Raw genomic sequence first — 26,463 nt, 5'->3', positions numbered from 1 at the left:
GACCGCGGCGAGCCTCATGGACGATCGTGACGCGCTGCGTCGCGATCCACTGGGCTTGCTGGCCGCGCGGGCGGCCGACCCCGGGCTGCCGCGCGTGTGGCTGGGCGGGACCTCGGCCGTGCTGTTGGCGCGGCCCGAGCTGGTGCGCGCGGCCTTGGTGGAGCACGTCGAGCACTTGGGCAAGCCCGGGTTCTTGCGAGCATCCAATCGCGGACACTGGGGCGAGGGCCTGACCACGCTCGAAGGCGAGGCCTGGCGCGCGCGCCGGGCTCGGCTGCGGGGGGTGTTCGGTCCCCCGCGCGTGCAGGCCCATCGTACGGTGGTGCGGGCGCACGCGCAGCGGCTGGTGCAGGGATGGTCCTCGGGGACGGCCGTCGATCTCCGCGTTTCGCTACGCGAGCTCACCGCGGCCAGTGCCGCGCGCTTCGTGCTGGGGACCGACGTCGAGGGATGGACCACGCCGCAGGCACCCGCGCCCCGCTCGGGCACGGTACCCATGGGCGAGGCCTACGGCGAGGACTTCACGGCGGTCGCCCCCGGCGACGTGCCGCTGGCGCTCACACGGCCGCGGGCGCCGGCCACCATGCCGGTCACGGTGGCGATCATCGACGAGGCAGCGCGACGCGGAGACGACCGAGGCGACGCGCTGTCCTTCGCGCTGGCCACGGGGCTGCCCCGCGACGCGGTCGTGGACGAGCTGATCCAGATGCTCTTCGCGGGACACCACACCGTACCCACGGTGATGCTGTCCTGCTTGCGGATGCTCGCGCGGGAGCCCGCGCTGGCTCGACGCCTGCGGCTCGAGCTCGCCTCGAGCGCGCCGGGGACCGCGACGGATGAACCATCGCTGCTCGAGCGGGTCTTGCTGGAGACGATGCGCGTCCATCCTCCGGCGCCCATCCTCTACCGCGAGGTGATCACGCCGTTCGAGCTCGCGGGCGAGCGGCTCGAGCCCGGCACGGGGGTATGGGTGTGCACGCACGTGCTGCATCACGATCCCCGCAGCTTCGATGAGCCCACGCGCTTTTGGCCCGACCGGTTCTCCTCGCCCGCGCGCGCCACGATTCCCGCCTTCGCATTCCTGCCGTTCGGCGCCGGGCCCCGCACCTGCGCGGCGAGCCGCCTGGCCACGGTGCAGATGGTCGAAGCCTGTGCGGTGCTCGTGCGAGAGCACGTGCTGCGGCCCCTCGACGAGCACCGGCTCGGGGATCGGTTCGTGGTGGAGCGGCTCGGGTGAGACGTCGTATGCTGCCGCCGATGCGCGCCGTGCTCCTCGCCTCCGTGGTGCTCGCATGAGGATCGTCGTCATCGGGGGCGGCACGGCGGGCACCATGGCCGCCGCTCACATCACATGGGCCCTGCCGAAGGCCGAGCTGCTGCACGTGTCTTCGTCGCGGGTCCCCATCATCGGCGTGGGGGAGTCGACCACTCCCGCCGTGCCACGCTGGCTGGACCAGATCGGAGGGCCGAGCTTCGCGGAGCTGCGGGCCCGCTGCCACGCCACCACCAAGCGCGCGGGGTGCTTCGAGGGATGGGGCCGCGACCGCGCGCGCTTCTTGCACTGGTTCCAGCCCACGGGGGAGCACGCCTATCACTTCGACGCCCGGCTGCTGGTGGAGGTGCTCGGCGAGCGCATACGGGCCGAGCGGCTCGATGCGTTCGTGACCGCGGTGCGAAGCGACGGCACCCACGCGACGGTGGAGCTGGAGGACGGCACGCGCCTCGGGTGCGACTACGTGCTCGATGCCCGCGGGTTTCCGCGACGAGACGATCCCGACGTGCAGCCGCTGCGCTGCATCCCCACCAATGCGGCGCTCGTGCAGTTCTCCACCCCGCTGGCCCCCCCGGCCGAGTGCCCCGACGTCACCCGCAACGTCGCACGCCCCCATGGCTGGGTGTTTCTGATTCCGCTCGGCGACCGCACCTCGGTGGGCTACGTGCACGACGAGACCATCAGCAGCCGCGCCGAGGTCGAGGCCGACTTCGAGGCGCTGCTGCACGAAGAGGGGGGCGAGCCGCTGGGAGAGCGACGCCTGCTGCGGTTTCCCAACTTCGTGCGCCGCACGACCTTCGACGGCGCGCTGATGCGCGTGGGCAACACGGCCTCGTTCACCGAGCCGCTCGAGGCGCTGAGCATCGGCACCATCATCTTCCAGCTGCGCTCCTTCACCCAGTGGGTCCGCGATCGGCCGTCCGGGGCGCGCCGGCTCCGGCCCCGACCCCGGCCCCGGCCCCTGGCCGGAGCAGACGCAGCCGCAGACGCAGCCGCGGCCCGGCTCGCGTCGTTCAACCAGGGGCTCGCGTCCTACGTGAGGCGCAACGCGGTGTTCCTGGCCTGGCACTACGCGGCGGGCTCGCGCCACGACTCTCGGTTCTGGACCCAGGCGCGCGGCTGCTTCCCCCGTGCGGCCCACGATCGAGCGCTTGCGGCCGACGTCGAGCGCTTCCTCGAGCTGGCGCGGTCGTCCCAGGGGCTGCGCGTCGACGACCTCGATCGCATCGCCGATCGCGAGCAGTGGGTGCGCGAGGTGTTCCCGCGGCTGCGCAACTACCGACCCTTCGGCAACTTCTCCGAGCTCAACGTGGCGCAGGTTGGTCAAGGCATCGGGTGGCTCCCGGTGGAAGAGGAACATCATGCAGGGCATCGATGACTACGAGATCCTCGACACGCTCCACGAGAGCAGCAGCTCCCTGGTCCTGCGGGCGCGCAGGTCCGACGGGATGCCCGTGATCCTCAAGGCGCTCAAGAAGGACTACCCATCGCCAGTCGAGCTGACCCGCTATCGGCAGGAGTTCGAGGTGACCCGCTCGCTCGCCTGCGAGCACGTGATCGCGGCGTACGAGCTGCGCAAGCACCAGAACACGCTGATCATGGCGCTCGAGGACTTTGGGGGGGAGGCGGTGGCGCGGCTGTTGGACCACGGGCCTCCACCGCTGCTCGACGTGCTCGAGATCGCCAAGCAGCTCACCGCAGCGCTCCACGAGATCCACTCCCACCACGTGGTGCACAAGGACATCAACCCCTCCAATGTGGTGTGGAACCCGGACACGAGGCAGCTCAAGCTGATCGACTTCGGGGTTGCCACGCGCCTGTCGCGAGAGAACCCCGTGCTGCGCAGCCCCGAGGTGCTCGAGGGCACGCTGGCCTACATGTCCCCGGAGCAGACCGGCCGCACCAGCCGCTCGATGGACTATCGCACCGACTTCTACTCGCTCGGTGCCACGCTCCATCACCTCGCCACGGGGCGGCTCCCGTTCGATACCCACGATCCCATCGAGATGGTGCACTGCCACATCGCTCGCGAGGTGGTTCCCGCGCACGAGGTTCGGGAGACGGTACCGTTGGCGCTGTCGCGGATCATCGGCAAGCTGATGACCAAGGCGGCCGAGGAGCGCTACCAGAGCGCCTGGGGCATCCTCGCCGATCTCCATGCATGCGAGAGCCTGCTGGGGTCCGGCGCGTCGCAGGACGACTTCGAGCCCGGCCGAGAGGATCGCTCCGAGCGCCTGCACATCCCCCAGAAGCTCTACGGGCGCGCGGCCGAGATCGCCACCGTGCTCGAGACCTTCACGCGCGTCGGCGCGGGAGGCAGCGAGATCATGCTGATCTCCGGCTACTCGGGCGTGGGCAAGTCCGCGCTGATCCAGGAGGTCCATGCCCCCATCACCGAGCATCGCGGCTACTTCGCGGCCGGCAAGTTCGATCAGCTCCAGCGCAACGTGCCGTTCTCGGCCGTGGTCGCGGCGTTGCGCGATCTCGTACGCCAGCTGCTGAGCGAGAGCGAGCAGCGCCTCGAGCAGTGGCGACTGCAGCTGCTCGAGGCGCTCGGGAGCAACGCACGGGTCATCGTCGAGGTGGTCCCCGACATCGAGCTCATCGTGGGACCGACCGAGCCGGTGCCCGAGCTCGGCTCGGCCGAGGCGATGCACCGCTTCAACCTGGTGTTCCTGAGCTTCATCCGGGTGTTCTGCGGCGGAGGACGACCGCTGGTGATCTTCCTCGACGACCTCCAGTGGGCCGACTCGGCCTCGCTCAAGCTCATCGAGCTGTTGATGGGGAACGCCGACCCTCAGAGCCTGCTGCTCATCGGGGCCTACCGCGACAACGAGGTCGACGCCCTGCACCCGCTGGTGGTGACGCTCGATCGTCTGCGCGAGCAGGGCGTGCGCGTGGGAGCGCTCGAGCTCTCGCCGCTGCGCCTGCCCGATCTCACCCAGCTCGTGGCCGACACCTTCCAGCAGGATCCCGAGCGGGTCGAGCGGCTGGCCGAGCTGGTGCTGGCCAAGACCCAGGGCAATCCATTCTTCGTGGGACAGTTCCTCGAGATGCTGCATCACGAGGGGCTCATCGTGCACACGGCGGCCCAGGAGACGCGCGGTGGCACGACCGGCTCGGCGCCGCTGGCGGGGGAGTGGAGCTGGGACGTCGCGCGCATCGAGGCGGCCGAGATCACCGACAACGTGGTCGAGCTGCTGGCCGACAAGGTGCGCCGCCTGCCCGAGTCGAGCCGGGATGCGCTGTGCCTGGCGGCGTGCGTGGGCAACCACTTCGAGCTCGAGACGCTCGCGCTCGTGCACGGCGAAGACCCGGCCAGGACGTTCGAGGCCCTGCTGCCCGCGCTCGAGGAGGGCCTGGTGCTCCCGCTGTCGGAATTCGAGGCGCTCGATCCCCAGGAGACGTCGTCGGCGCTGGTCATCCGGCGGTTTCGGTTTCAGCACGATCGCGTGCAGCAGTCGGCGTACTCGCTGCTCACGCCCGCGCAGGAGCGGGCGCTCCATCTCGAGATCGGCCGGCGCCTGCTGGAGACGCTGCCGCCCAAGCGGCTGGCCGAGCGGCTGTTCGAGGTGGTCGATCACCTCGGTCTTGGTCGCGAGCTGCTCGCGGAGCCGGCCGAGCTGCGGCGGCTGGTGGAGCTGTCGGCCGAGGCCGGTCGGCGCGCCAAGGAGTCCACCGCCTACGTCGCGTCGCGGCAGTACCTGATGGTCGCTCGCGGTGCGCTGCCGGCCCACCCCTGGGAGGACGCCTACGAGCTGTCCCGAGAGATCGACATGCGCCTGGCAGAGGTCGAGTACCTGCTGGGAGACTTCGAGCGCTCGGAGGAGCTGGTCAACGGGCTGCTCACCAACGTGCGCACCGACCTCGAGCGGGCCGAGGTGCACGCCATGCTCGTCGTGCAGTACACGATGCGCACCATGTTCGCCGAGGCCATCGCGGCCGGGCAGCGCCTGCTGGCCCTGGTGGGGGTCGAGCTGCCGCTCGACGACCTGCAGGCGGCGGGGCCGGCCATGCTCGGCCAAGTGGTCGGCAAGATCGGCGATCGCCCGATCGCGTCGCTCTACGACGAGCCCGACGCCACCGACCCCAACGTGCGCATGGCCCAGCTCGCGATTCGGCACCTCACGATTGCTGCGTTCCTCGCCAATCAGGCGCTGTTCCCGGTGCTCACGGCGCTCTCGGTGGGGCTGTCGCTCGATCACGGCAATGCGCCCGAGTCGGCGCTGTCGTTCGCCAACTATGGGCTCATCCTCGGCGCGTTCATGGGGCGATACCGTGAGGGTCACGAGTTCGGCCAGCTGGGTCTGCGGCTGTGCGACAAGTTCCACCCTCGTGCGCCCACGGCCACCGCGTGCCTGGTGGCGGGCTCGGAGCTGATCCCGTGGGTCGAGCACGTGCGCAGCTCGCTGGCCGTGCTCGACCAGGGCTATCGTGCCGGGCTCGAGGCCGGCGACATCCTGTGGGCCGGCTACCTCGTGATGTATCAGCTCAGCCACGAGTGCTTCGGCGGCAAGAACATCGAAGCGCTGCTGGCGGGCGTGCCCGAGGCGCTGGCGTTCGTACAGCGCACCAAGAACCAGGGCGCACTGAACGGCATGCTCGCCCACCAGCTGGTGCTGAGCAACCTGGCCGGGGAGACACGCGACGCCGACGACTATGCCGCGGGAGATCTGAGCGAGGCGAGCTTCCGGGGGCTGTGCCAGACCCACCATAGCGCCATGGCGCTGTGCTTCTTGCACATCTTGAAGGCGCAGGCCCAGCTCATCCTTCGCCGGCCCGAGGCGGCGCTGGCGAGCGCGCGAGCCGTCGACGACCAGCTCGCGTTCATCGTCAACCACGTGCAGCTCATCGAGCATCGGCTCCATCGCTCGCTGGCGCAGCTCCAGCTGTGCGACGGGCTCGAAGCGCAGCCACGCGCGGAGGCCCTGGCCTGGGTGCGGGAGGATCTGGCCCAGCTTCGTCGTTGGGCCGAGTCCGCGCCCGCCAACGTTCGACACAAGGCGGATCTGCTGGAAGCCGAGCTGCTTCGGGTGGAGGGCGATCCCCGCGCCATCGACCTCTACGAGCGTGCGATCGAGGGGGCGCGCACCGAGGAGTTCGTGCAGGACGAGGCGCTCGGCTGCGAGCTGGCCGCGCGCTACTGGCTGTCCCGCAGTACCGGCCACGGTCGCATCGCGCGGATGTATGTACGTGATGCACGCTACGCCTACGAGCTGTGGGGGGCCAAGCGCAAGGTCGAGGCGCTCGAGGCCGAGTTCCCCGAGATCTTCGGCAGCACGGGCTCGGGGGCCAGCATCCTCGACTCCAACGTCATCACCACGGTGCATGCGACGACCACCGCCACCACCGCCACCACCCGTGCGGGCGCCGATCGGCTCGATCTCGCGTCGGTGCTCAAGGCCTCGCAGGCCATCTCGGGAGAGATCGCGCTGCCCGAGCTGCTGCGCAAGCTGGTCCGCATCGTGATCGAGAACGCGGGGGCCCAGCGAGGGGTGATCGTGCTCGACGACGAGGGCACGTGGACGATCGTGGCCAAGGGCGTGGTCGGACAGCGCGAGGAGATCCTGGCGCAGGGCGAGCCGCTGGTCGGCAGCCGGGACCTGTGCGTGTCCATGGTGCAGTACGCGATCAATGCCAAGACCACCGTGGTGCTCCACGACGCCACCCGACGGGGGAGCTTCACCGCCGATTCCTATGTCGTGGAGCAGCGCCCCAAGTCGGTGCTGTGCATGCCCATCCTCCAGCAAGGGCGGGTGAGCGGAGTGCTCTATCTCGAGAACAACCTCAGCGAGGGCACGTTCACCTCCGATCGCCTGGGAGTGCTGCGCGTGCTGGCCTCGCAGGCCGCGATCAGCATCGAGAATGCCACGCTCTACGCCTCGCTCGAGGCCTACAACCAGACCCTCGAGCAGAAGGTGGAGGAGCGCACGCGTGACATCCTGCGCACGCAAGATCAGCTGGTGGCGCAGGAGAAGATGGCGTGGATGGGTGCGCTGTCGGTGGGCATCGCCCACGAGATCAAGAACCCGCTGAACTTCATCAACAACTTCGCCGAGGTCTCGGCCGAGCTGTCGGCCGAGCTGTCGGCCGAGCTGCGGGACCACGAGGGCCGGGTGCTGGGGGGCGACGACTTCCGCGAGCTCGACCAGCTGATGTTGGACATCAGCGGCAACATGGAGAAGATCCGCCACTACGGAAGGCGCGCCGACGGGATCGTCGAGAGCATGAAGGTGCTCGCCGAGGGCGGAGGCAACGAGCTCAGCGAGGTCGACGTCAACCGGCAGGTGGAGGAGCTGAGCAACGTCGTCTACCACGGTCGAGTGGCGCAGGGCTCGTGGGAGGTGGACGTGCTCAAGGACCTCGATGCCTCCCTGGGCATGCAGACGGTGGTTCCACAGGGCCTCGGGCGCGTGCTGGTGAACCTGCTGAACAACGCCTACGACGCGCTCGAGGACCGTCGTCGCAGCGAGCCCGAGCATCAGGCGCGGCTGTCCATCCGCACCATCGACGGCGATCGGTGGTTCGAGGTCGTGATCCGCGACAACGGCACGGGCATCGACCCCAAGCACCTGCCACACCTCAAGACGCCGTTCTTCACCACCCGACCCGCTGGCTCGGGTCACATCGGGCTGGGGCTGTCGGTGAGCAACGACATCGTCACCTTGCAGCACCACGGTGAGCTGCGGGTACGAACGGTGCTGGGCGAGTACACGGAGCTGACGGTGCGATTGCCCAAGGACCTTCGCACGTCCTGATGCCTTCGGGGGTGGCGCGGGAGCCGGCGGGCGACGCGGAGCTGCGGACGGCCTGATGGCCGGCGGCGGCCCATTGAGGGTCAGTTGGGGCCCCCACTGGGGCCCCCCACTGGGGGTGGTAGACACCGCGATTTCGGTCGTGGCCGTTCGCGGCATCGACGGGCCTTGCCAGTTGGTGCCACGTTGCGTCGGATGGCCCATGCGAGGGCCGCAACGTGCTAGGGCTCGATCGTGGGAGAGTATCGCCGTGGCATCGAAGGCGAGTCTCGCCTGAGATCGCGGCTGTCGGCATTCGTCGATCGCTGGGTTCCCCCCGCGGTGAGAGCGGCGGGCGGCGAGCGTCTGCGCCGAATGCGAGTGGCGGTCGCGCTCGCGTGGATCGGCATCGGCCTGGTGCCCGTGATGGCGATCGAGTACGTGCAGCGGGGTCGCCTGCTGCTGGTCGCGGCGCTCGGCCTGGCCGTGCTCGGCTTCTTCGGGGTGCTGTGGCTCGTGCGCACTCGCGGCCTCGCGGGGCTGGCGGGCCACACCATGGCAGCGCTGCTCTCCGTCACCCTGCTCGAGAGCAAGGGGCTCTACGACCCGCCCATCCTCGGGCCGCTGGTGTTCCCCGTCATGGTGACGTTCGCGTCGGGCCGACGGGGAGGCTGGGTCTGGTGTGGCCTTGGGATCGCTGCGTTCGCGTGGCAAGCAGCCCGCACGCCCGGCGATGCGGCGGCCAACGGAGCGTGGGTCATGGGCCTGTGTCTCATCGTGATCTCGTTGACCGCGATGGCCCACGTGTTCGAGGTGGCCCAGGAGCGCTCGTTCCTCGCGCAGGAGCGGGCCCGCGAGGCGATCCAGAACGCCGTCGAGACCAAGAGCCGGTTCCTCGCCAACATGAGCCACGAGATCCGCACCCCGATGAACGGTGTCCTGGGGATGCTGGGAATCCTCCTCGACACTCCGCTGCGCGACGACCAGCACGAGTGCGCCAAGATCGCGCACGACTCGGGCGTGGCCCTGCTGGGGCTGCTCGACGACGTCCTCGACTTCTCCAAGATCGATGCGGGCCAGCTGGTGCTGCGCCGCGCTCCGTTCCGCCTCTGCGAGCTGGTCGAGAGCGTGCTGACCTCGCTCGAGGTGTCGGCGAGCCGCAAGGGGATCGAGCTTCGGGCCTCGTATGGTCTCGACCTGCCGCCGCTGGTGCTCGGCGACCAGCAGCGGGTGCGGCAGATCCTGATCAACCTCGTCGGCAATGCCATCAAGTTCACCGACCGGGGGTACGTTCGAGTGCGGGTCGAGGCGCGAGCGGCGGGCGGCGATGAGGCGAGGATCCACTGCTCGGTCGAGGACACGGGCATCGGGATCGCGGTGGACGAGCAGCCCAGCGTGTTCGACTCGTTCCAGCAGGTCGACGGCTCCACCACGCGGCTGCGCGAGGGGGTGGGGCTGGGACTGGCCATCGTCAGCGAGCTGGTCCAGATGATGGGAGGCACGCGGGGGGTCCTCAGCGAGCCAGGGCGCGGGTCAACGTTTTGGTTCGAGCTGCCGTTGCCGGCGGCCGACGAGGCAGCGGCGGCCGAGCACTCGGATCGGGTGCACGGGCAGGGGGGCCTGGACGGCGAGGCCGATGAGATCATCCGGGGCATGCGCGTGCTCGTCGTCGAGGACAACGCCATCAACCGGCGGGTGGCGCACAGGCTGCTGTCCAACCTGGGGTGCCACGTCGAGCTCGCGTGCGATGGCCACGAGGCCGTCACGTGCGTCGAGCTCGACGGCTACGATCTGGTGCTGATGGACGTGCAGATGCCCCGCATGGACGGGCTGCAGGCAACGGTCGAGATCCGCCGACGGGAGCAGGGACGAGGCCGTCGCCTCCCGATCGTGGCGCTCACGGCCCATGCGATGCTCGAGGATCGCGAGCGGTGTCTGGCCGTGGGCATGGATGGCTACGTCACCAAGCCGATCCAGCCTCGCGAGCTGGTCACCGCGCTTCGCGAGCACGGCCTGCGCGCGGGTCCGCGCGACGGACGGCTCTCGGTCATGTCGCCGATGCTCCCGCACGTGGCAGAGTGACCACGAACTCGGTGAAGGCTCCCTCCTCGCTGTGCAGCGAGATCGTGCCTCCGGTCGCCTCGATGAGCTCGCGGATGAGCGCCAGTCCGAGCCCGAGCCCGTCCTTGCTGCCCTTGGTGGTGAAGAACGGATCGAAGATCGCGGCGCGCAGCGACTCGGACACCCCGATGCCGTCGTCGTACACGCGAATCTCGACCTCGTCTCCGCGATCGCGCGTCTTGACCACCACGCGCGGCGGAGAGCCGTCGCGCAGCGCGGGATCCTTGGCCCGGGCGGCATCGCAGGCGTTCTGGACCAGGTTGAGCACGACTCGGCTCACGTCCTGCGGGGCCACCCGCACTCGTCCCGCGGCCGGATCGAGCTCGCGCTCGAGCACGACGTCGAGCTCTGGCTCGACCGTGCGCAGGCTGGCCTCGAACAGGTCGAGGTGCCGCGAGATCACCGGATTGAGCTCGATGTCCTTGGCCGGCCCTCGAGTTCCTCGCACCGTGTCCATCATGGTGCGGATGAGATCGGTGGCCCGCTCCGCATGGGCACGGATCTTCCCCAGGTTGTCCTCGAGTCCGGTGAGCGCGTCCTCGACGTCTGCGGCGGCCTCCGTGGCGGGCTGCGAGGACATCCCGGTGCGGAGCTCCTCGACCAGCTCCATCGACAGATCGGAGAAGTTGACGACGAAGCCCAGCGGATTGCGAATGTCGTGGGCGACCCCGGCCATCATCAAGCCGAGCGTGGCCAGGTGATTCTGGGTTGCCAGGGGATCGGGAGGCTGGCCCGGGAGGGCGACGGGTGCCGTGCCGGACTCGTAGGCGGCGAACAGCGCCTCGGGGTCGATGTCGAGCGCCAGCGTGTCGTGTGCCGAGAGCATGGTCTTGTCGGCGGGCTCGTCGGCGCGCCCGGCCGTGCTCTCGGCGGTCAGCCTGCGCAATCGAGCCGCCACGGCGGGCGCGAGCGCGGTGAACCTCACTCGCACCCGGTCGTCGTTCGCTCGCTCCACCACCTTGCCGTGGGTGGTGCTCGGCCGGCCCTCGTCGTCGTGGAGCCGCAGCGCCACCGCGGTGCGGGGCGGTAGTGTCTCCGCGGCGGCGGTGCGGAGCTCGCAGGTGGTCGACGAAGCCGCCACCAGCGCTCCTTCGTACTCTTGCCGCCCGGCATGGCCGCTCACGGAGAACCGCACGGGCAGCTCCGGGGCGAGCTGGCGCGGCTCGTCCTCGATGCTCGCGAGCGTGCGAGCGGGGTCGTCCTTGACCCCGCGGATCTCGTGGACGGTGACCGGCTCTTCGAATCCCTTGGCGGTGAAGGTGACCTGGTCCACGACGTCGAGCTCGAGGCCACAAGCGCGAAGGGTGTGATCCGAGATGAGCACCTGGTTGCCCACCGTGAGCGCTTCGATGCGCGCGGTGAGGTTGACGTGGCTGCCGACCACGCCGTACTTGGTGCGGCGGTCCGAGCCGATGTTGCCCACCACCACCTCGCCGGTGTTGATCGCGATCCCCATCTCGAGCCGGGGCAATCCCTGAGCCGCGCTGCGCTCGTTGACCGCCTCCATCGCTCGCTGCATGGCGATGGCGCAGCTCACCGCCCGGTCTGCGTGATCGGCCTGGTGCAGCGGCGCGCCGAACACCACCAGCATTGCGTCACCGAGCAGCTCGTCGATGGTTCCGCCGTGAGCGAGCACGGTGTCGATCATCGCGCCGAAGTAGCTGTTGAGCAGCGCCACGATGGACTCGGGAGGCAGGCGCTCGCACAGCGAGGTGAAGCCCCGCAGGTCGGACATCAAGATCGACAGCGCGCGCCGCTCCCCGCCCAGGCGTAGACCCTCGGGCTCGTCGAGCAGGGTCTGCACCACGGCGTCGTCGAGGTAGCGCCCAAAGGTCTCCCGGACGAAGCTGGCGCGCTGCTCGAGCTGCGCCTTCTCGTGCTGCAGGCGGCTGCGCTCGCGCAGCGAGTGGAGGTGCGACAGCGCCTTGTCGGTGGTGATGCGAAGGTCCTCGAAGTCGATCGGCTTGGTGAGGAAGTCGAAGGCGCCGCGGTTCATGGCGGTGCGGATGTTGGCCATGTCACCGTAGGCCGAGAGCACCAGCACCAGCGCCGACAGGTCGAGCCGGCGGAGCTCGTCGAGCAGCTCGAGCCCGTTCATCACGGGCATGTTGATGTCCGTGACGATGAGATCGAAGCCCTCTCGAGCGGCCGCGACCACCTCGAGTGCCTCGCGACCATGGCCCGCGAACGCGACCTGCAGCTCCCCGTGGCGCAGCTGCTTGCGATACTTCTGCCGGAGCAACGACTCGAGGTCGGGCTCGTCGTCGACGAAGAGGATGCGCGTGGGCATTGGGCAGCGACGATGGCATCGTACCCGATGGGAGGTGTTGGCTCGGGGATCGGCGCTACGGCGCGCTCAGGACCCGATGCAGGCGCTCGGCGTGGGTTCGCAGGGCCACCTCGCGGGGCGAGGGACCGACATCGCAGCGATCGTGGGCGCGGCCCGCCCTGACGAGCGCGCGCTCGGTCCTCGCCAGCTCGTGCCGCAGCCAGGCGACGAACGTGGGCGCCCGGTCGGCCAGGAGCCGCGGTCCCAGTACGAGCGCATCGTCGCTCCACGCGCTGGCGGGCCCGCGTCGAGGGGTCACCGTGAGCACCACGTAGAACTTGCCGCGATCCTCCACCATGCGCTCGCCCGTGAGCCTCCAGCCCCGCTCTGCGACGAGCCGACGGACGCCGATCCAGTCGGTGTTGGGCTGGAGCACCAGCGCCCGCAGACCCTCGACCCGCGCGGGCTGGGCCTGCAGCAGCCGCACGATCCTCGCGCCTCCCATGCCCGCGAGCACGACCACGTCGATCTCGCCGGGTGAGAGCGGCGCGAGCCCATCCCCTTGCCGCAGCTCCACGCCCTCGATGCCCGCGGCCGTCAGCGTGCGGCGGGCGTGCTCGAGCGGTCCCGGGACCACGTCGATGCCGATCCCCGCCGCGATGCGACCCCTCGCCCGCAGCCACGCCAGCAGCTGCGCGTGGTCGGTGCCCACGTCGGCCACGCGCGACCCCGGGGGAATGGCCTGCGCCACCGCGTGGAGGCGGGCCGAGAGCGGCCGGAGCCTGGCCGGCATCGGGCTCGGAATCGGGGCCGGCATCAGGGGCGCTTCCACGCCTCTCGCACGCGCCCCGGCACGATTCGATAGGCGCACGGCATCACCAGGAGGGTCAGGATCGTCGCGAACGAGAGCCCGCCGATCACGGCCACGGCCAGCGGCTGGCGCAGCGCCGCTCCCTCGCCCACACCGAGCGCCATGGGCAACAGCCCCAGCACCGTGGTCAGCGTGGTCATCACGATCGGACGAATGCGCACCCGTCCCGCGTCGACCAGCGCGGCATCCACGTCCATGCCCTCACCGCGGCGATCGTTGACCGCGTTGATCAGCACGATCGCGTTGTTGACCACGATGCCCCCCAGCACGATCACCCCGATGCCCACCATGGCCGAGAGCGGAAGATCGGTGATCCACGCGGCCAGCGACACCCCCGCCAGCGCCAGGGGAACCGTGAACATGATGAGGAACGGATGCAGCAGGCTCTCGAAGCTCGAGGCCATCACCACGTAGACCAGGAACACCGAGAGCGCCGTGGTGAGCATCAGGCTGCGCAGCGACAGCTCCATCTCGTTGGCCTGGCCCGAGAGCATGGCCTCGACCTCGGGGTCCTCGCTCGCGTGCTCGTCGATCACCAGCTGGACGCGGTCGGCGAGGCCTCCGAGGTCGACGCCCTCGCTGCGGGCCTGGATGCGTAGGCCGCGTCGTCCGTCGATGCGTCGGATCTCGGCGGGACCTCGTCCGGCCTCGACCACCGCCACCGCGTCGAGTCGCACGGGCACGCCGGCCGATCCGCCCGCGGCCGGGTTGACGGTGACCTGCACCCGGGCGACGTCCTCGACGCTGCGGCGATCGACCTCGGGAAGGCGCACACGGATGTCGAGCTGCTCGTCGGGGGCGTAGAGCGTGCTGACCACCTCGCCCTGGATCGCCCGCTGCACGGCCGTCGCCGCCGTGTCGACCGAGAGGCCCAGCCGGCCTAGGCGCTCGTGGTCGAAGCGCACCCGCACCTCGGGGCGCCCCTCGAGGTCGTCGGGCAGCAGATCGCGCAGGCCCTCGACCTCGGCCAGCGCAGGCAGCAGCCGCTGCACGTGGGCGGTGACCCGCTCGGGATCCTCGCCGAACACCTGCAGCTCGATCGGCGGCGCAAACGAGAACAGCGACGGCCGGCCCAATTGCAGCACGGTCGCCGGTTCCGGTCGGGCTCGGCTGGTGCCTGCGGCATCGGAGGCCTCTGGCTCGGGGCACGCGGCGCGCAGCACGTCCATGATGCGCGCCTCGATCTCGTCCTGGCGAACGATCGCCTCCGGTGGCAGGTGGATGTCGAGCTGCCCCAGGTGCGGGGCCACGAGGCTGCCTGCGGCGCTGCCGGCCTGGGTGATGCTGCCGATCCGGGCAAAGCGCAGCTCCACGTCGGGATCGTCGGCCAGCGCGCGGCTGAGCACCTGCATGGTCGCGGTGGTGCGCGGCAGCGACGTCCCCTGGGGCAGGCGCACCTGCACGAACAGCTCGCCCTGCGCCACCTCGGGCAAGAGCGTGCGGCCTCGATCCTCGAGTAGCCGAATGCTCGCCACGCAGGCCACCACCGCGCCGGCGATCACCAGCCAGCGCACCCGCAGCGCCACCCGCAGGATCGGCCCGTAGGTGCGCTCGAGCTGGTCGTAGGCGAAGGTCAGCGGCCGCGACAGGAGCCCGAGCAACGAGCCCGCTACGCGCAGCAGCAGGGCCAGCGGCCATGCGACGAGGGCCAGCGCTCCGCCGAGCAGCCACGCCAGCCACGAGCGGGGGCGCCCGGACTCGGCGTCTTCGTCCGCGCGGTCGCCGATCGCCTGGAGCACGGGGACCAGCGTGAGGCTGATCGCCATCGACGACAGCATGCTGAAGCTGACCGCGTAGCTCAGGTCGCGCACGAGCTGGCCCGCGACGCCCTCCACGAACGACATGGGGAAGAACACGGCCACCGTGGTGAGCGTGGAGGCCACCACCGACGAGGCGACCTCGGCCGTGCCCTCGATCGCGGCGACGCGGCGCGGAGGCACGGGGCTCCCCGTGCGCGCGTGCTCTTCGAGCCCGCGCTCGCGCACGCGGGCGATCGACTCGAGCACCACGATGCTGTTGTCGACCAACATCCCCACGCCGAGCGCCAGGCCGCCCAGGCTCATCACGTTGAGCGACACGTCGAGGGCCGACAGCGGGATGAACGTGGCCAGCAGCGAGATCGGGATCGCCACCGCGATCACCACCGTGGCCCTCAGCTCGCGCAAGAAGAACAGCAGCACCAGCACCGCCAGCGCCCCGCCCACCAGCGTGTTGCCCTGCACCTCGCGCACCGCGGCCTCGATGAACTCGGCCCGGTTGCTCAGCACCACCACCTCGTGCCCGGCGGGCAGCGGCAGGCGAGGGAGGGCCTCGCGCAGGGCCTGGGCCACCGCCACGATGTTGGCGTCGCCCTCGCGGTACACGGCCAGCTCCACCGCCTCGTGATCGTCGACCAGCGCCAGCTCCTCGCGCTCGGTGGGAACCCGATGCACGCTGGCGACCTGGTGCAGGCGCAGCTCCGCTCCGGCCGCACTGCGGATGATCGTCTGGGCGAGCTGCTCGGGCGTGCGCGACTCGTGCAGCGTGCGGATGAGCCACCGGCGGTGGCCCTCGGAGATCGCACCGCCGGGCTGGTTGACGTTGCTGCGCCGGATCGCCTCGGCGACCTCCTCGGTGGTGAGTCCCAGCGCGGCGATGCGCGCCGGGTCGAGCTCGACGAGCACCTCTTCTTCTTCACCGCCGTGCAGCTGCACCGCGGCCACCCCGGGCAGCTTCTCGAGCTGCCGCTTGACGATGCGATCGGCCTGCTGCCGCAGCGTCGCCAGGTCTCGGTCCGACAGCGCCCCCGCCCCCGCGGGGCCCCGCAGGGCCAGTCGCATGACCGGCTCGGCCGAGGGGTCGTAGCGCAGCACCACCGGGCGCTCGGCCGTCTGGGGCAGCTGTACGCGGTCGAGCTTCTCACGCACGTCGGCCATCGCGTGGTCGACCGCGGTCCCCCATTCGAAGTCGAGGATCACCTCCGAGAGCCCCTCGCGCGAGGACGACTCCACCCGGATGACCCCCGGCACCGCGCCCACGCGCTCCTCGATCGGCCGCGTGATCAGCTCCTCGATCTCGGCCGGCGCCGCATCGGCGTCATTGGTCTGGATGGTGATGGTGGGATAGCTCAGGTCGGGCAGCAGCTCGACCGGAAGGCGCGTTGCGGCCACCAGACCGAACACCAGCACCGCCACCGTGATCATGGTGGTGGTGACGGGATGGACCACCGTGGCGGCGATGAAGCCCCGCACTCGCGTCAGCTCCCCGCTGCGTCGGCCTTGGTCCGATCCTTGGCCTGGCCCTTGGTCTCGGTGGCCTCGGCCGCGGCAATCTCCGCCTGGGCAGGGGCGTCGCTCTCGGACTCTCCCTTTGGATCCACTGGGGTCAGCGGCATGCCCTCGGTGATCCCGGCGTTGCCCTCGGCCACCACGAGCTCCTCGGGCCGCAATCCCGCGAGGATCTCCACGCGATCGGTGCCCTCGAGTCCGAGCTGGACCTCGCGACGCTCGGCCTTCCAGCGCTTGGTGGGCCCCGGCTTCTCGCTGCCCGAGGCCTCCACCACCACGAACACGTGCGGCTTGCCCTCGACCTGGAACACGGCCTGGCGCGGCAGCCCGGGCGCGTCGGGGCGCGCGTCGAGCAGCACCTTGGCGCGTGCGAACGCCCCGGGAACCGCCCCGGCTGGCTTCTCGGGGCCGGTGCGCATGGTGAGCTTGACCGTGCCCGTCAGCGGATCGACCACGGGAGCGCGGCGCTCGATCTTGGCCGTGAACGTGGTGCCATCGACCAGCTCGATCTCCACCTCGGTGCCCACCGACACCGTGGCCGCGTCTTTCTCGGGCACGTGCAGCGGGAGCTCGAGCGCGGTCAGATCGGCAAGGTGGAACAGCGGGGTGGCCGTCGATGCGAGGTTGCCCTCGTCGACGTAGCGCGTCACGATCGTGCCCGAGAACGGCGCGCGGATCACCGTTTGCTTGGCTTGGTGCTTGGAGAGCTTGAGGTTGGCGCGGGCCTGCTCGACCAGGTAGCGCTGCTTGTCGATCTCCTCCTGGGAGATCGCATCACTGCGGACCGACTCGAGCCGACGCAGCTCCGCCTCGAGGTTCTGCAGCTCGACGGTGGCGGCGCTGGCCTGGAGCGAGAGCGCGCGACCATCGAGCCGCGCGAGCAGCTGGTCTGCGTCGACCTGATCGCCCTCGTCGACCAGCACCTTCTCGATGATGGCGGGCTGCACGGCGACCAGCTCCGCCGAGCGGATCGCCTCGAGGGTCCCCGAGCTTCGATACCAGCGCTCGATGGGCCCCGGTCGAAGTCGTACGACCTCGACCTGCATGGCCTCGTCGTCCCCTTCGGCCCCCGGTCCGCCGTGACCACGACCGCCTCCGCGCTTGCCCTCGCCCTTGCCGTGGCCGCCCCCACCCGGCATGCCGTCGCAGGCGGGACTGCCCAGGCTCACCACGGCCAGCAGGGCCAGCGCCAGGTGGCCGCGCGCGAGGGACGGGCGATGCATCGGGGGTTTTATGCCATGCTCCAGCCATGCCTGGGCAGACGCGTGCCGTGGCTCCCGCCCGGGAGCTGCTACTGGCCAACCACCGCTTCCCTGGGCCCTACGTGATCAAGGCCTTTGGTCCCGCCTCCGACGAGTTTCGAGCGGGCATTGCCGCTGCTGCCGTGCTCGTGGTCGGCGAGACCCGCGCCAGTGTGGCCCACCGCACGAGCAGTCGCGGTGGCAAGGTCTGCGTGACGGTGACCGTGAATGCCTTCACCGTCGATGAGGTCATCGAGGTCTACGATCGGATCCATCGGGTTCCCGACCTGAAGCTGATCTTGTGAGTTCTTTCACGGGTCAGACCAACCCTTCTATTCGCGGAGCGTGGGGCGCATGCTCCACGCACACCAACCCCCAAGCTCACTCGTCCGCCATGCTGAGGCCCCTCATGTTCCAACCGCATCGCTTCCTCTCGAACGCGCTGGTCGCCATCACCCTTTGCTCCGTGGGGCTGGGCTCGACGGGCTGCAAGCCCAAGGCGATCCGTGGTGGGGAGGGCACGGAGAACCCCGACTTCGACGAAGGAGCGATGAGCACCGGGCTCGATCGCAAGGACCTTCAAGACCTCATGAGCAAGAACATGGCGGACCTGGTGGGCTCGCCGCTGTGGGGTCAGTGGCGAGCCGCGGCCGCACCGCCGGTGGTCGCGATCTGGCCGATCAAGAACGACACCACCGAGCACCTCGACGACCAGATGCTGACCTTGCTCTCCGACATGGAGACCGAGCTCATCAACAGCGGGGTGGTCAGCGTGGTCAGCCGCGAGCGCCAGGCCGAGATGATGGCCGAGGTCGGCATGCAGCAGGGCGCGGACTTCAACCCGACGATGGCGGCCGAGCTCGGCCGTCAGATCGGCGCCCAGTACTTCCTCACGGGCAAGCTGCAGGCGGTCGACGAGCGCATCAACAAGGAGCGGCGGGTCCAGTACACCCTGTTCCTCCAGGTCATCGAGGTCGAGACCAGCATCGTGAAGTTCCAGACCAAGTCCGAGCGCACCAAGGGCATCGTGCGCTGAAGCGCGGCCACCCGCGAGCCACGGCCCACCAGAACGGAAGGCACACGAGGGGAACGGACCGGCCCATGGTGCGAGGGGTGCTTCGAACCGCGACCCGTCGACTGACGTTGGCGGGCGCGTTGGTCCTGGGGATGGCTCCCCTGGCCTGCGCGACCTACTCGGACAAGACCGAGGAGGCCCGCGCGGCCCTGCTGCGAGGGGACTACCCGGGCAGCGTCAAGCAGTTCGACAAGATCCTCAAGGTGCGCGACCACGACGAGCTGCCCGCCGAGTGGAAGAAGAACTTCGCGCTGGTGGTGCTCGAGCGCGCGATGGTGCTGCAGGCCATGCGCGAGTACGAGTCGAGCGCCAAGAGCTTCACGGCGGCCGAGAAGGAGCTCGAATTCCTCGACATCGCCCGCGACGGTGCGGGCAAGCTCGGCAAGTACGTCTATAGTGACAGCGCCACCAAGTACAAGACGTCGCCCACCGAGAAGCTGGCGCTGAACGCCATGAACCTCGTCAACTACCTGGTGCGCGGCGACCTGTCGGGGGCCAAGGTCGAGGCCAAGCGCTTCACCGTGATGCGCACGTACCTGCGCGACTACGATCCCGAGCACGAGCATGGCGCGTTCGGGTCGTACCTCGCCGGGTTCGTCAACGAGCGCCTCGGCAACGCCGACGAGGCGCTGCGCTACTACGACGAGGCGCTGCAGGAGCGCGACTTCGGCAGCTTGACCGAGCCGATCGCGCGGCTCGCCGCACGCGGGAGCTACCGGGGCGAGCGGCTCTTGGACTACCTGCCCGAAGGCACCCCACCCGTGCCCGCGCCGCCGGTGACCAAGCCCGAGCCGAGCGAGGCCGCCCCACCCGGGGACGGACCACCGGCGAGCCAGCCCGCGCCATCGAGCGGGACCGCGCCACCGAGCGAGGCCGCCCCGCCCATGCAGCGGCCCAGCGTCGATGCGCTCGGCAGCCCGCTGCCGCGCCCCACCGCATGGGTGGCACCCAAGGGCGGCCCGCCCACCGAGATCCTGGTGATCGCCAAGACCGGTCGCGTGCCCTTCAAGATCCCCGAGCGGATCCCCATTGGCGCCGCGATCGGCCTGGCCGGGGCCTATGTCACCGGCGACACCACCTTGCTCGAGTACGGGATGTTCAAGGTCGTCGTGTACCCAGAGCTGGTCAAGCCGCACAATCTGTTCGTGGACGCCGAGATGCGGATCGACGGCAAGCTGGTGCCGATGGACCAGGCCTCCGACCTCGGCGCCGAGATCGTGGCCGAGTACGAGGACATCAAGCCCAAGATCATCGGTGCGGCGCTCTCGCGCATGATCGTGCGCGCGGCGGCGGCCGAGGGCGCGCGGGCGGGGGGCAACGCCGCCGCCAAGGACTCCGGCGCCGGCGGGCTGGTGGGCTTTCTGGCCGCGGCCGCCATCGAGGGCACCATGGTGGCCCTCGACAAGCCCGACACGCGCAGCTGGTCCACATTGCCCGAGCGGGTGCACATCGGGCGGGCCGTCGTGCCCGCAGGGGCCCATACCGTCGAGGTGACGGTGTTCGGGCCCGGTGGCAAGGAGCGCCACACCGCCCAGGTCGAGGTCCAAGAAGGGGGCTTCGCCGTGGTCGACGTCACCACCCTTCGCTAGGTGTTCGTGCCATGCTGGATCCCATGCCGTCCCTCGCTCGTTCCGCCGCTGGTCGTCGTCTCCACCGTGGGCGCTCGGGTGCTCGCCGTCGGTGGGGTCTGACCGCGCTGGGAGCCACCCTGATCGCGGGCGGCGTGTGGCTGGGCTCGCCCGCGTCGGCCGAGGCCGCGGTGCAAGGGCGTCGCGGCATGGAGATCGAGGGCGCTCGCGATCGCCGGGGCCTCTACGTGGGCGGCGGGCTGGGCTTTGGTGGCACGTTCTTCTACTACGACGACTTCATCCCGGCCACGCGCCTCGACTTCGCGATCGGGGGCGGCGTCACCCAGCGCCTCACGCTGGGCGCCGACCTGCACGTCACGCCCTATCTCCAGCGCAGCGTGGGCGTGGCGTTCGGCGGCGACATCGAGTTCACCGGCTACGTGTGGCGCGGCTTCTACCTGCGTGGTGGGCTGGGCGCCGCGGGGGTGCCCAAGCGCGATCCCACCCGCTCGTTCGACGAGGTCGAGGGCATGACGGTGGGTCTGGGCGGCGCGGCGGGCCTGGGCTACGAGTTCTTCCTCAACGCGACCGCAGCCATGAGCGCCGGCTTCACCTACGACGCACGCTTCGTGCCGGGCGATACGTTCCCTCGCCAGGCGCTGCTCGTCGGGGTGCGCTTCACCTGGTTCTGACCGAGGCCGGCGAAGGGCCGGCCTACCGGCACAGCTCGACCACGTTGCCGAAGCTGTCGAACACGGGCTGGCAGGGGTCGTCGCGGTTCTCGGGGTCATCGAGCTGGATGCAGCAGCGCAGCGGCACGTCGTCGTCGGGGCAGGCCCCGCCCTTCTTCACGCAGCACGGCTCGTCCTGGCTCTCCTCGTAGGAGATCGAGAAGCAGCCCTCACAGGTCACGGTGGTGGGGCGAAGGTCGTCGCTCGCCGAGACGCACGTGGAGCTGGCCAGCTCGAGATCGAGGATGGAGCTGTCGAAGGCGTCGCCGTCGCACCACTCGGGGACGGCGGTGCTGCCGTCGAAGTCGACCAGCACGTCACCGCCCTCGACCTGGCCGTTGCCGCAGTAGCCGCAGCCGGTGCGATCCCAGCGGCAGTCCTCGCGGCACGAGCCGGCCGAGCCCGAGGTGTAGGGCCGCGTGTCGCCGTAGGGCGACGGCAGGTCGGCACACTTGGGCCTCGAGGCCAGTTCGGTGGGGTCGTCGACCAGGTTGGGGTCGCACTCCTCCTCGGGGTCGAGCATCCCGTTGCCGCAGCGCTTGCAGTAGGTGCGGTCGAGCTCGCACGTGTCGGTGCAGCCCAGGCTGCCCACCCCGCCCGGGCAGACCTGACCGTCGAGATCGTCCCCGTCGCACTCCTCGTCCTCGTCGGCGATGCCATCGCCACACACCGCGCATTGCTCCACGGTGTTGACGATGGTGCAGGTGAAGGGGTCGCAGTCGGCCTTGCCCTCGGGGCGGGTCGTGCCCAGGCAGGCGTCCTCGAAGCTGCCCGGGACCAGGGGGTCGCACTCCTCCCCGTGCTCGATGCTCACCGTGCCATCACCGCACGCGATGTGAGCGTCGAGGGGGAACGTGCAGGCAGCGCCTGCGATGGCGCCCACGAGCGTGCCCACGAGCAGGCTCCACCACCGCGGATGTCTGCGGCTGGTTGCCCGAACGCCATCGATGGCAGGCTCCGTGAGCCCCATGACGCGCGAGTATACCAGTCTGGCGCATCGGGCGGAGCCCACTCATGATGGGTCGAGGGGGCCTAGGGCCGATGGCCGCCCAACGCTTCGATCGCAGCCCGCGTGCGGCGAGGATCGTTGGTGAGGACCGCATCCACGTCGAGCGCAAGCCAGCGGCGCAGGTGATCGCCGCGATGGAGGCGCGGGTCGAGCGGACACACTCGCTGCCCGCGGCGATGCGCGTGTTCCACGTACCGGGGATTGAGCGACAAGAGCGGCCACCATGGGCCCAGCAAGTCGACGTTGCGGGCGCCCAGCGGATCGTGCATGGCGATGTGGCCGAGCACCAGGCCGGGTGCGAGCGCCCCGATGCGACGCAGCCATTGCAGCGAGGCGCACAGCACTCCGACCCGCCGCTCCCGGATGCGGGGGGCCAGGATCCGCCGCAGCCGGTCCAGCGGACCTGGCTCCACGATGGCGGGATCCTTGATCTCGAGCATCACCGGCACCTCGAGGGGCGTCAGCTCGAGCAGCTCGAGCAATCGAGGCACGCCCTCATGGCTCTCGCGGGTCTCGTCGCGCACGTGGAGCCGCCGCAGCTGCGTCGCGGTCAGCTGGCCCACCCGGCGCGGGTCTCCGGTCATTCGCCGCAGGGTCGGATCGTGATGACAGACCAGCTCGCCATCGCCGCTGAGCCACAGGTCGGTCTCGAGGAGATCGGCCCCGTGCTCCAGCGCCAGCGCGAACGCACCCAGCGTGTTCTCGGGGGCGAGGTCGCTCGCGCCGCGATGGGCCATGACCCACGGGCGCGGGCCCGGCAGCTCCAGCGAGGCGAGGGTCATGCCTCGGCCAGGGTGGACCGCCGCGGGGGGTGCTGTCGAGCCCGGGCTCCGCGCTGCGCGGCGGGCGAGCTATCATTCGCCCGATGTCGCTGGCGAACACCACCTTCCTCGACGCCTGTCGGGGCACTCGGCCCGCCCACACCCCGATCTGGGTGATGCGTCAGGCGGGCCGCTACCTGCCCGAGTACCGCGAGGTACGCTCGAAGGTCTCGTTCGAGGAGCTGTGCCGTCGGCCCGATCTGTGCGCCGAGGTCACGCGCCAGCCCATCGATCGCTTTGGTCTGGATGCCGCGATCCTCTTCAGCGACATCCTCACCGTGTTCGATGCCATGGGGGCCGAGGTCGAGTTCACGCCGGCGCCCGTGGTGGCCCAGCCCGTGCGTACCGCCGCCGACGTGGCGCGGCTTCGCTTCGGCAAGGCCGACGATCACCTCGGCTACGTCTACGACGCGGTCTCCGCGTGCAAGAAGGAGCTCGCCGACCGCGTCCCGCTCATCGGGTTCTGCGGCGCGCCGTTCACCACGGCCAGCTACCTGGTGGAGGGCGGAGGCAGCAAGGAGTTCTTCCACACCAAGTCGATGGCGTTCACCGAGCCCGCGTTGTTCGGCCGCCTGCTCGAGTCGATCACCACGGTGCTGGTGGACTACCTCGCCGGCCAGGTGCGCGCCGGGGTCGATGCGCTGCAGATCTTCGAGAGCTGGGGCTCTGCGCTGGCACCCGAGGACTATCGGGCTCACGTGCTGCCCCATCTGGCGCGCCTGGTCGCGGAGGCCAAGGGCCACGGGGTCCCGGTGATCGTGTTCGTGCGCGGCAATGCCAGCCTGCTCGAGCAGGCCAAGACGCTCGGTGCCGACGTCATGGGGATCGACTGGAGCATCGAGCTGTCGCGGGCCATCGAGGTGGTGGGCACCGATCAGGTGGTGCAGGGCAACCTCGATCCCATGGCCTTGTTCGCAACGCCGCAGGAGCTGGAGCGGCGAGCCCGGGCCATCGTGGAGGCGGGGCGGCGGGCGCGGGCGCACGTGTTCAATCTGGGGCACGGGATCTCGCGCTTCACCGATCCCGACGCAGTGGCACGGCTGGTGGCGGCGGTACACGCGGCATGAGGAGCACGACGAGACGGGTGGTGCTCGCGGGCTCGCTCGTGGGCACGGGTGGGCTGGCTGCGTGCGTGCTGGGCTCGGGCGGGGCGGGGACCAATGAGGGCACCGTGACCCCCAGCGTCACCGAGGCTCCGTCGGCCCTCGCGGGCCAGGAAGGACAGCCGCTCGAGTTGAGCGTGCCGCTGCTGGGCGGAGGACGCCAGGACCTGGCCGAGCTGCGCGGGCGCCCGGTGCTGCTCGAGCTCGCCGATGGCGGCTGGGCCGAGCGGGAGCCCACGCAGGCGAGGTACCGCGCGCTGGTGGAGCGTCGCGGGGACGGCATCGCAGTGGTGTGCGTCGCGTTCGACGCCGATGCGAGCACGCTGCCCGCGAGCTGGATCGACCATCCGCCGCCGTTCGTGCTGGGCTGGGATCCGCAGCAGGCGCTCGCGGCTCGGTTGCGGCTGCGGGTGCTGCCCACGGTGGTGCTGCTCGACGGGGCGGGCACGATCGTCAGCGTGCACGAAGGCGCGCCGCCCGACGACGCGACGCTGGAGCGCTGGGCCAAAGGAGGCTGACGAGCACGCGACCCATGCCGAGCACGCGGCGTGCACGAGAGATCGAGCGCCTCGAGGCGCGCATGACGGTCGACCAGGCGCGGGCGCGTTGAGCGGAGGATCGACTTGTGGCAGAACCCGGCCAACGCATGACCACCTCTGCCTCCGCACCCGAGACCGAAGCGCCCTGGACCGTGCGGCGGCTGCTCGGGTGGACCACCGAGCGCTTCGAGGCGGTGGGCATCGAGTCGCCACGGGTCGACGCGGAGCACCTGCTGGCGTTTGCACTTCGGTGCTCGCGGATGAGCCTCTACCTCGAGCACGACAAGCTGGTCGAAGCGTCCGAGCGCGCCGTGTTCCGCGAGCTGGTCAAGCGCCGGCTGGCGCGCGAGCCGGTGGCATACATCGAGGGCAAGCGGGGCTTTCATGCGCTGGGGCTCGAGCTGCACGTGGATCGCCGCGTGCTGATCCCTCGACCCGAGACCGAGCTGCTGGTGGACTGGGTGCTCGAGGAGCTCGCAGGGCCACGGCCTCGACCGCCGTGGCCCGAGGAGACCGAGGTCCTCGTCGAGGACCAGGACGAGGACGAGCCCGCGCTCGAGTCCGCGCCCGCGCCCGCGGTCGAGCCCGAGCCCGCGCCCGAGCCTCCGCCGCCCGACGAGCGTGCGGTGCTCGACGTGGGCACCGGCTCGGGTGCGATCGCCCTCGCGATCAAGCACGCGCGCTCCACTCTACGGGTCATGGCCTGCGACGTGAGCGAGGATGCGCTGGCGGTCGCCCACGACAACGCGCAGCGGCTCGGCCTCGACGTTCCCATGGTCCGCTCCGATCTGCTCTCGGGGATACCCAGGCCCGAGGGAGGCTGGGCGGTGATCGTGGCCAACCTTCCTTATATATGCGCGCCGGTGCTGCGCGCGCTGGCCCCCGAGGTCCAGCGCTTCGAGCCCATGCTTGCTCTCGATGGTGGTACCGATGGGCTCGACGTGATTCGTCGCTTGGTTGCCGAGGCACCGGAACAGCTCGCGCCGGGCGGCGCGCTCTACCTCGAGATCGGCTACGACCAGGGCGACTCGGTGCCGGCCTTGCTCTGCGCCCGAGGGCTCGTCGACGTGGCCGTGCGCAAGGACTACGCGGGCCATCCCCGCATCGTTCGCGGTCGTCGAGCGGGGTAGGGGCCTTCCCGTTTCCGCCGAGAATTTGGCCCTGCCCCGCAGCCGACCTAGCGTCGGGGCATGGCCCGACCTGCGCTCATCCCGATTCTGCTCGTGCTCGCGGCTGCCCCGGCCTGTGCAACCGGAGACGGGATGCAGGAGAAGCTCTACGACGCGACCGCGGCCTACAACCGCTCGGTGCGATGGAACGACTACGACCGAGCCGCGGACTACCTGCCGCCCATGGCTCAGCCGGCGTTCCTCGCCCATCACGACGAGATCGGCGACGCGCTGGTCATCGTGGACTACGAGCTGACGCGGCTGGATCTCGACAAGCAGACGGGGATTGCGGCCTCGCGGGCGGAGATTTCCTGGCACACCGAGCGTCGGTTGATCCTTGAGACCACCGCGGTCGACCAGGTGTGGCAGTGGCACGAGGGTAAGTTCGTGCTGGTCGACGAGCGTCGCTCGGGCGGTACGCCGCTGACGATCTTTGCCGAGCCCGGAGAGGATCCGCACCCGTACCTCCCGGGGCTGCAGGCCTATCGTCAGGAGCACTCGATCGGCGTGGACGAAAAGGAAGCCAAGAAGGCCGCACGACGTCGGCGAAGGATGGCACGGGCCCAGGGCGGGACACCTCCCCAGCCGGCCGCTGCGCCGGTTTCGCCCGTACGCGAGCCCGTGGTCGTGGATGCCCCCCAGCCAGCTGCCGCTGCCGTACGCTAGATCGCCA

The 26,463-nt window shown here is 70.3% G+C and carries 18 protein-coding genes; 12 read left to right on the top strand and 6 right to left on the bottom strand.

Features of this window, described 5'->3' with window-relative positions; translation table 11 throughout:
• Positions 1-16 precede the first annotated feature (16 nt).
• The 4 genes from OEB96_RS40685 (at position 17) to OEB96_RS40670 (ending at position 10,089) form a co-directional block, all read left to right on the top strand.
• The gene (locus tag OEB96_RS40685) at positions 17-1,237 is read left to right on the top strand and encodes a cytochrome P450 (protein ID WP_266222325.1); all 1,221 of its coding nucleotides are present in this window, start codon (positions 17-19) and stop codon (positions 1,235-1,237) included.
• A 55-nt stretch (positions 1,238-1,292) separates the two neighbouring features.
• On the top strand, positions 1,293-2,651 hold the full coding sequence (locus OEB96_RS40680) for a tryptophan 7-halogenase (RefSeq protein ID WP_266222324.1): 1,359 nt from the start codon (positions 1,293-1,295) through the stop codon (positions 2,649-2,651).
• Positions 2,635-8,031, top strand: a complete 5,397-nt coding sequence (locus OEB96_RS40675) for a trifunctional serine/threonine-protein kinase/ATP-binding protein/sensor histidine kinase (protein ID WP_266222323.1) — start codon at positions 2,635-2,637, stop codon at positions 8,029-8,031. Before OEB96_RS40680 ends, OEB96_RS40675 begins: the two co-directional genes overlap by 17 nt.
• A gap of 351 nt (positions 8,032-8,382) precedes the next feature.
• Positions 8,383-10,089: a response regulator gene (locus OEB96_RS40670; protein WP_266222322.1), complete on the top strand. Its 1,707-nt coding sequence runs from the start codon at positions 8,383-8,385 to the stop codon at positions 10,087-10,089.
• Here the strand turns inward: OEB96_RS40670 and OEB96_RS40665 are convergent.
• Genes OEB96_RS40665 through OEB96_RS40650 form a run of 4 tightly spaced genes read right to left on the bottom strand, consistent with a single transcriptional unit; the run spans position 10,055 to position 17,757 of the window.
• Positions 10,055-12,418 carry a response regulator gene (locus OEB96_RS40665; RefSeq protein ID WP_266222321.1) on the bottom strand — a complete coding sequence of 788 codons (2,364 nt, stop codon included), beginning with the start codon at positions 12,416-12,418 and terminating at the stop codon, positions 10,055-10,057. The genes OEB96_RS40670 and OEB96_RS40665 overlap by 35 nt on opposite strands.
• Before the next feature lie 55 nt (positions 12,419-12,473).
• Positions 12,474-13,190, bottom strand: a complete 717-nt coding sequence (locus tag OEB96_RS40660; RefSeq protein WP_266222320.1) for a tRNA (adenine(22)-N(1))-methyltransferase — start codon at positions 13,188-13,190, stop codon at positions 12,474-12,476.
• A gap of 23 nt (positions 13,191-13,213) precedes the next feature.
• Complete coding sequence (locus OEB96_RS40655) at positions 13,214-16,498, bottom strand: efflux RND transporter permease subunit (protein ID WP_266222319.1); 3,285 nt, start codon at positions 16,496-16,498, stop codon at positions 13,214-13,216.
• Positions 16,499-16,503: 5 nt separating this feature from the next.
• Positions 16,504-17,757, bottom strand: coding sequence for an efflux RND transporter periplasmic adaptor subunit (locus tag OEB96_RS40650; RefSeq protein WP_266222318.1), 1,254 nt, complete (start codon positions 17,755-17,757; stop codon positions 16,504-16,506).
• Between the two features lie 26 nt (positions 17,758-17,783).
• Between OEB96_RS40650 and OEB96_RS40645 the strand changes: the two genes are divergently transcribed.
• The 4 genes from OEB96_RS40645 to OEB96_RS40630 all read left to right on the top strand — a co-directional run bounded on the left by OEB96_RS40645 (position 17,784) and on the right by OEB96_RS40630 (position 21,110).
• A complete protein-coding gene (locus tag OEB96_RS40645; protein WP_266222317.1) occupies positions 17,784-18,080 on the top strand; it encodes a DUF493 family protein in 297 nt (98 codons plus the stop codon).
• An 89-nt stretch (positions 18,081-18,169) separates the two neighbouring features.
• Positions 18,170-18,811, top strand: a complete 642-nt coding sequence (locus OEB96_RS40640; protein ID WP_266222316.1) for a penicillin-binding protein activator LpoB — start codon at positions 18,170-18,172, stop codon at positions 18,809-18,811.
• A gap of 77 nt (positions 18,812-18,888) precedes the next feature.
• On the top strand, positions 18,889-20,439 hold the full coding sequence (locus tag OEB96_RS40635) for a hypothetical protein (protein ID WP_266222315.1): 1,551 nt from the start codon (positions 18,889-18,891) through the stop codon (positions 20,437-20,439).
• Positions 20,440-20,462: 23 nt separating this feature from the next.
• Positions 20,463-21,110, top strand: a complete 648-nt coding sequence (locus tag OEB96_RS40630) for a hypothetical protein (RefSeq protein WP_266222314.1) — start codon at positions 20,463-20,465, stop codon at positions 21,108-21,110.
• Between the two features lie 22 nt (positions 21,111-21,132).
• On the opposite strand, the gene OEB96_RS40625 is transcribed toward OEB96_RS40630, so the two are convergent.
• Positions 21,133-22,119 (bottom strand): hypothetical protein, encoded by a 987-nt coding sequence (locus OEB96_RS40625; protein ID WP_266222313.1) that lies wholly within the window; start codon positions 22,117-22,119, stop codon positions 21,133-21,135.
• A gap of 62 nt (positions 22,120-22,181) precedes the next feature.
• The gene (locus OEB96_RS40620; protein ID WP_266222312.1) at positions 22,182-22,940 is read right to left on the bottom strand and encodes a glycerophosphodiester phosphodiesterase; all 759 of its coding nucleotides are present in this window, start codon (positions 22,938-22,940) and stop codon (positions 22,182-22,184) included.
• Positions 22,941-23,023: 83 nt separating this feature from the next.
• Between OEB96_RS40620 and hemE the strand changes: the two genes are divergently transcribed.
• From hemE to OEB96_RS40600, 4 genes are all read left to right on the top strand, one after another.
• Complete coding sequence (gene hemE / locus OEB96_RS40615; protein WP_266222311.1) at positions 23,024-24,046, top strand: uroporphyrinogen decarboxylase; 1,023 nt, start codon at positions 23,024-23,026, stop codon at positions 24,044-24,046.
• Positions 24,043-24,600, top strand: coding sequence for a TlpA family protein disulfide reductase (locus OEB96_RS40610; protein ID WP_266222310.1), 558 nt, complete (start codon positions 24,043-24,045; stop codon positions 24,598-24,600). Before hemE ends, OEB96_RS40610 begins: the two co-directional genes overlap by 4 nt.
• A gap of 128 nt (positions 24,601-24,728) precedes the next feature.
• Positions 24,729-25,751 (top strand): peptide chain release factor N(5)-glutamine methyltransferase, encoded by a 1,023-nt coding sequence (gene prmC, locus OEB96_RS40605; RefSeq protein ID WP_266222309.1) that lies wholly within the window; start codon positions 24,729-24,731, stop codon positions 25,749-25,751.
• Positions 25,752-25,811: 60 nt separating this feature from the next.
• Positions 25,812-26,456 carry a hypothetical protein gene (locus OEB96_RS40600; RefSeq protein ID WP_266222308.1) on the top strand — a complete coding sequence of 215 codons (645 nt, stop codon included), beginning with the start codon at positions 25,812-25,814 and terminating at the stop codon, positions 26,454-26,456.
• Positions 26,457-26,463 lie beyond the last annotated feature (7 nt).

This window comes from Paraliomyxa miuraensis (genome assembly GCF_026337845.1).
In the GTDB taxonomy this organism is placed as follows: domain Bacteria; phylum Myxococcota_A; class Polyangia; order Nannocystales; family Nannocystaceae; genus Paraliomyxa; species Paraliomyxa miuraensis.
This window is presented reverse-complemented; position numbering and strand designations above follow the sequence as displayed.

Coding starts and splice junctions, on each gene's coding strand:
- OEB96_RS40685 (WP_266222325.1), top strand. CDS start 17: ATGGACGATCGTGACGCGCTGCGTCGCGATCCACTGGGCTTGCTGGCC.
- OEB96_RS40680 (WP_266222324.1), top strand. CDS start 1,293: ATGAGGATCGTCGTCATCGGGGGCGGCACGGCGGGCACCATGGCCGCC.
- OEB96_RS40675 (WP_266222323.1), top strand. CDS start 2,635: ATGCAGGGCATCGATGACTACGAGATCCTCGACACGCTCCACGAGAGC.
- OEB96_RS40670 (WP_266222322.1), top strand. CDS start 8,383: ATGCGAGTGGCGGTCGCGCTCGCGTGGATCGGCATCGGCCTGGTGCCC.
- OEB96_RS40665 (WP_266222321.1), bottom strand. CDS start 12,418: ATGCCCACGCGCATCCTCTTCGTCGACGACGAGCCCGACCTCGAGTCG.
- OEB96_RS40660 (WP_266222320.1), bottom strand. CDS start 13,190: ATGCCGGCCAGGCTCCGGCCGCTCTCGGCCCGCCTCCACGCGGTGGCG.
- OEB96_RS40650 (WP_266222318.1), bottom strand. CDS start 17,757: ATGCATCGCCCGTCCCTCGCGCGCGGCCACCTGGCGCTGGCCCTGCTG.
- OEB96_RS40645 (WP_266222317.1), top strand. CDS start 17,784: ATGCCTGGGCAGACGCGTGCCGTGGCTCCCGCCCGGGAGCTGCTACTG.
- OEB96_RS40640 (WP_266222316.1), top strand. CDS start 18,170: ATGCTGAGGCCCCTCATGTTCCAACCGCATCGCTTCCTCTCGAACGCG.
- OEB96_RS40630 (WP_266222314.1), top strand. CDS start 20,463: ATGCCGTCCCTCGCTCGTTCCGCCGCTGGTCGTCGTCTCCACCGTGGG.
- OEB96_RS40625 (WP_266222313.1), bottom strand. CDS start 22,119: ATGGGGCTCACGGAGCCTGCCATCGATGGCGTTCGGGCAACCAGCCGC.
- OEB96_RS40620 (WP_266222312.1), bottom strand. CDS start 22,940: ATGACCCTCGCCTCGCTGGAGCTGCCGGGCCCGCGCCCGTGGGTCATG.
- hemE (WP_266222311.1), top strand. CDS start 23,024: ATGTCGCTGGCGAACACCACCTTCCTCGACGCCTGTCGGGGCACTCGG.
- OEB96_RS40610 (WP_266222310.1), top strand. CDS start 24,043: ATGAGGAGCACGACGAGACGGGTGGTGCTCGCGGGCTCGCTCGTGGGC.
- prmC (WP_266222309.1), top strand. CDS start 24,729: ATGACCACCTCTGCCTCCGCACCCGAGACCGAAGCGCCCTGGACCGTG.
- OEB96_RS40600 (WP_266222308.1), top strand. CDS start 25,812: ATGGCCCGACCTGCGCTCATCCCGATTCTGCTCGTGCTCGCGGCTGCC.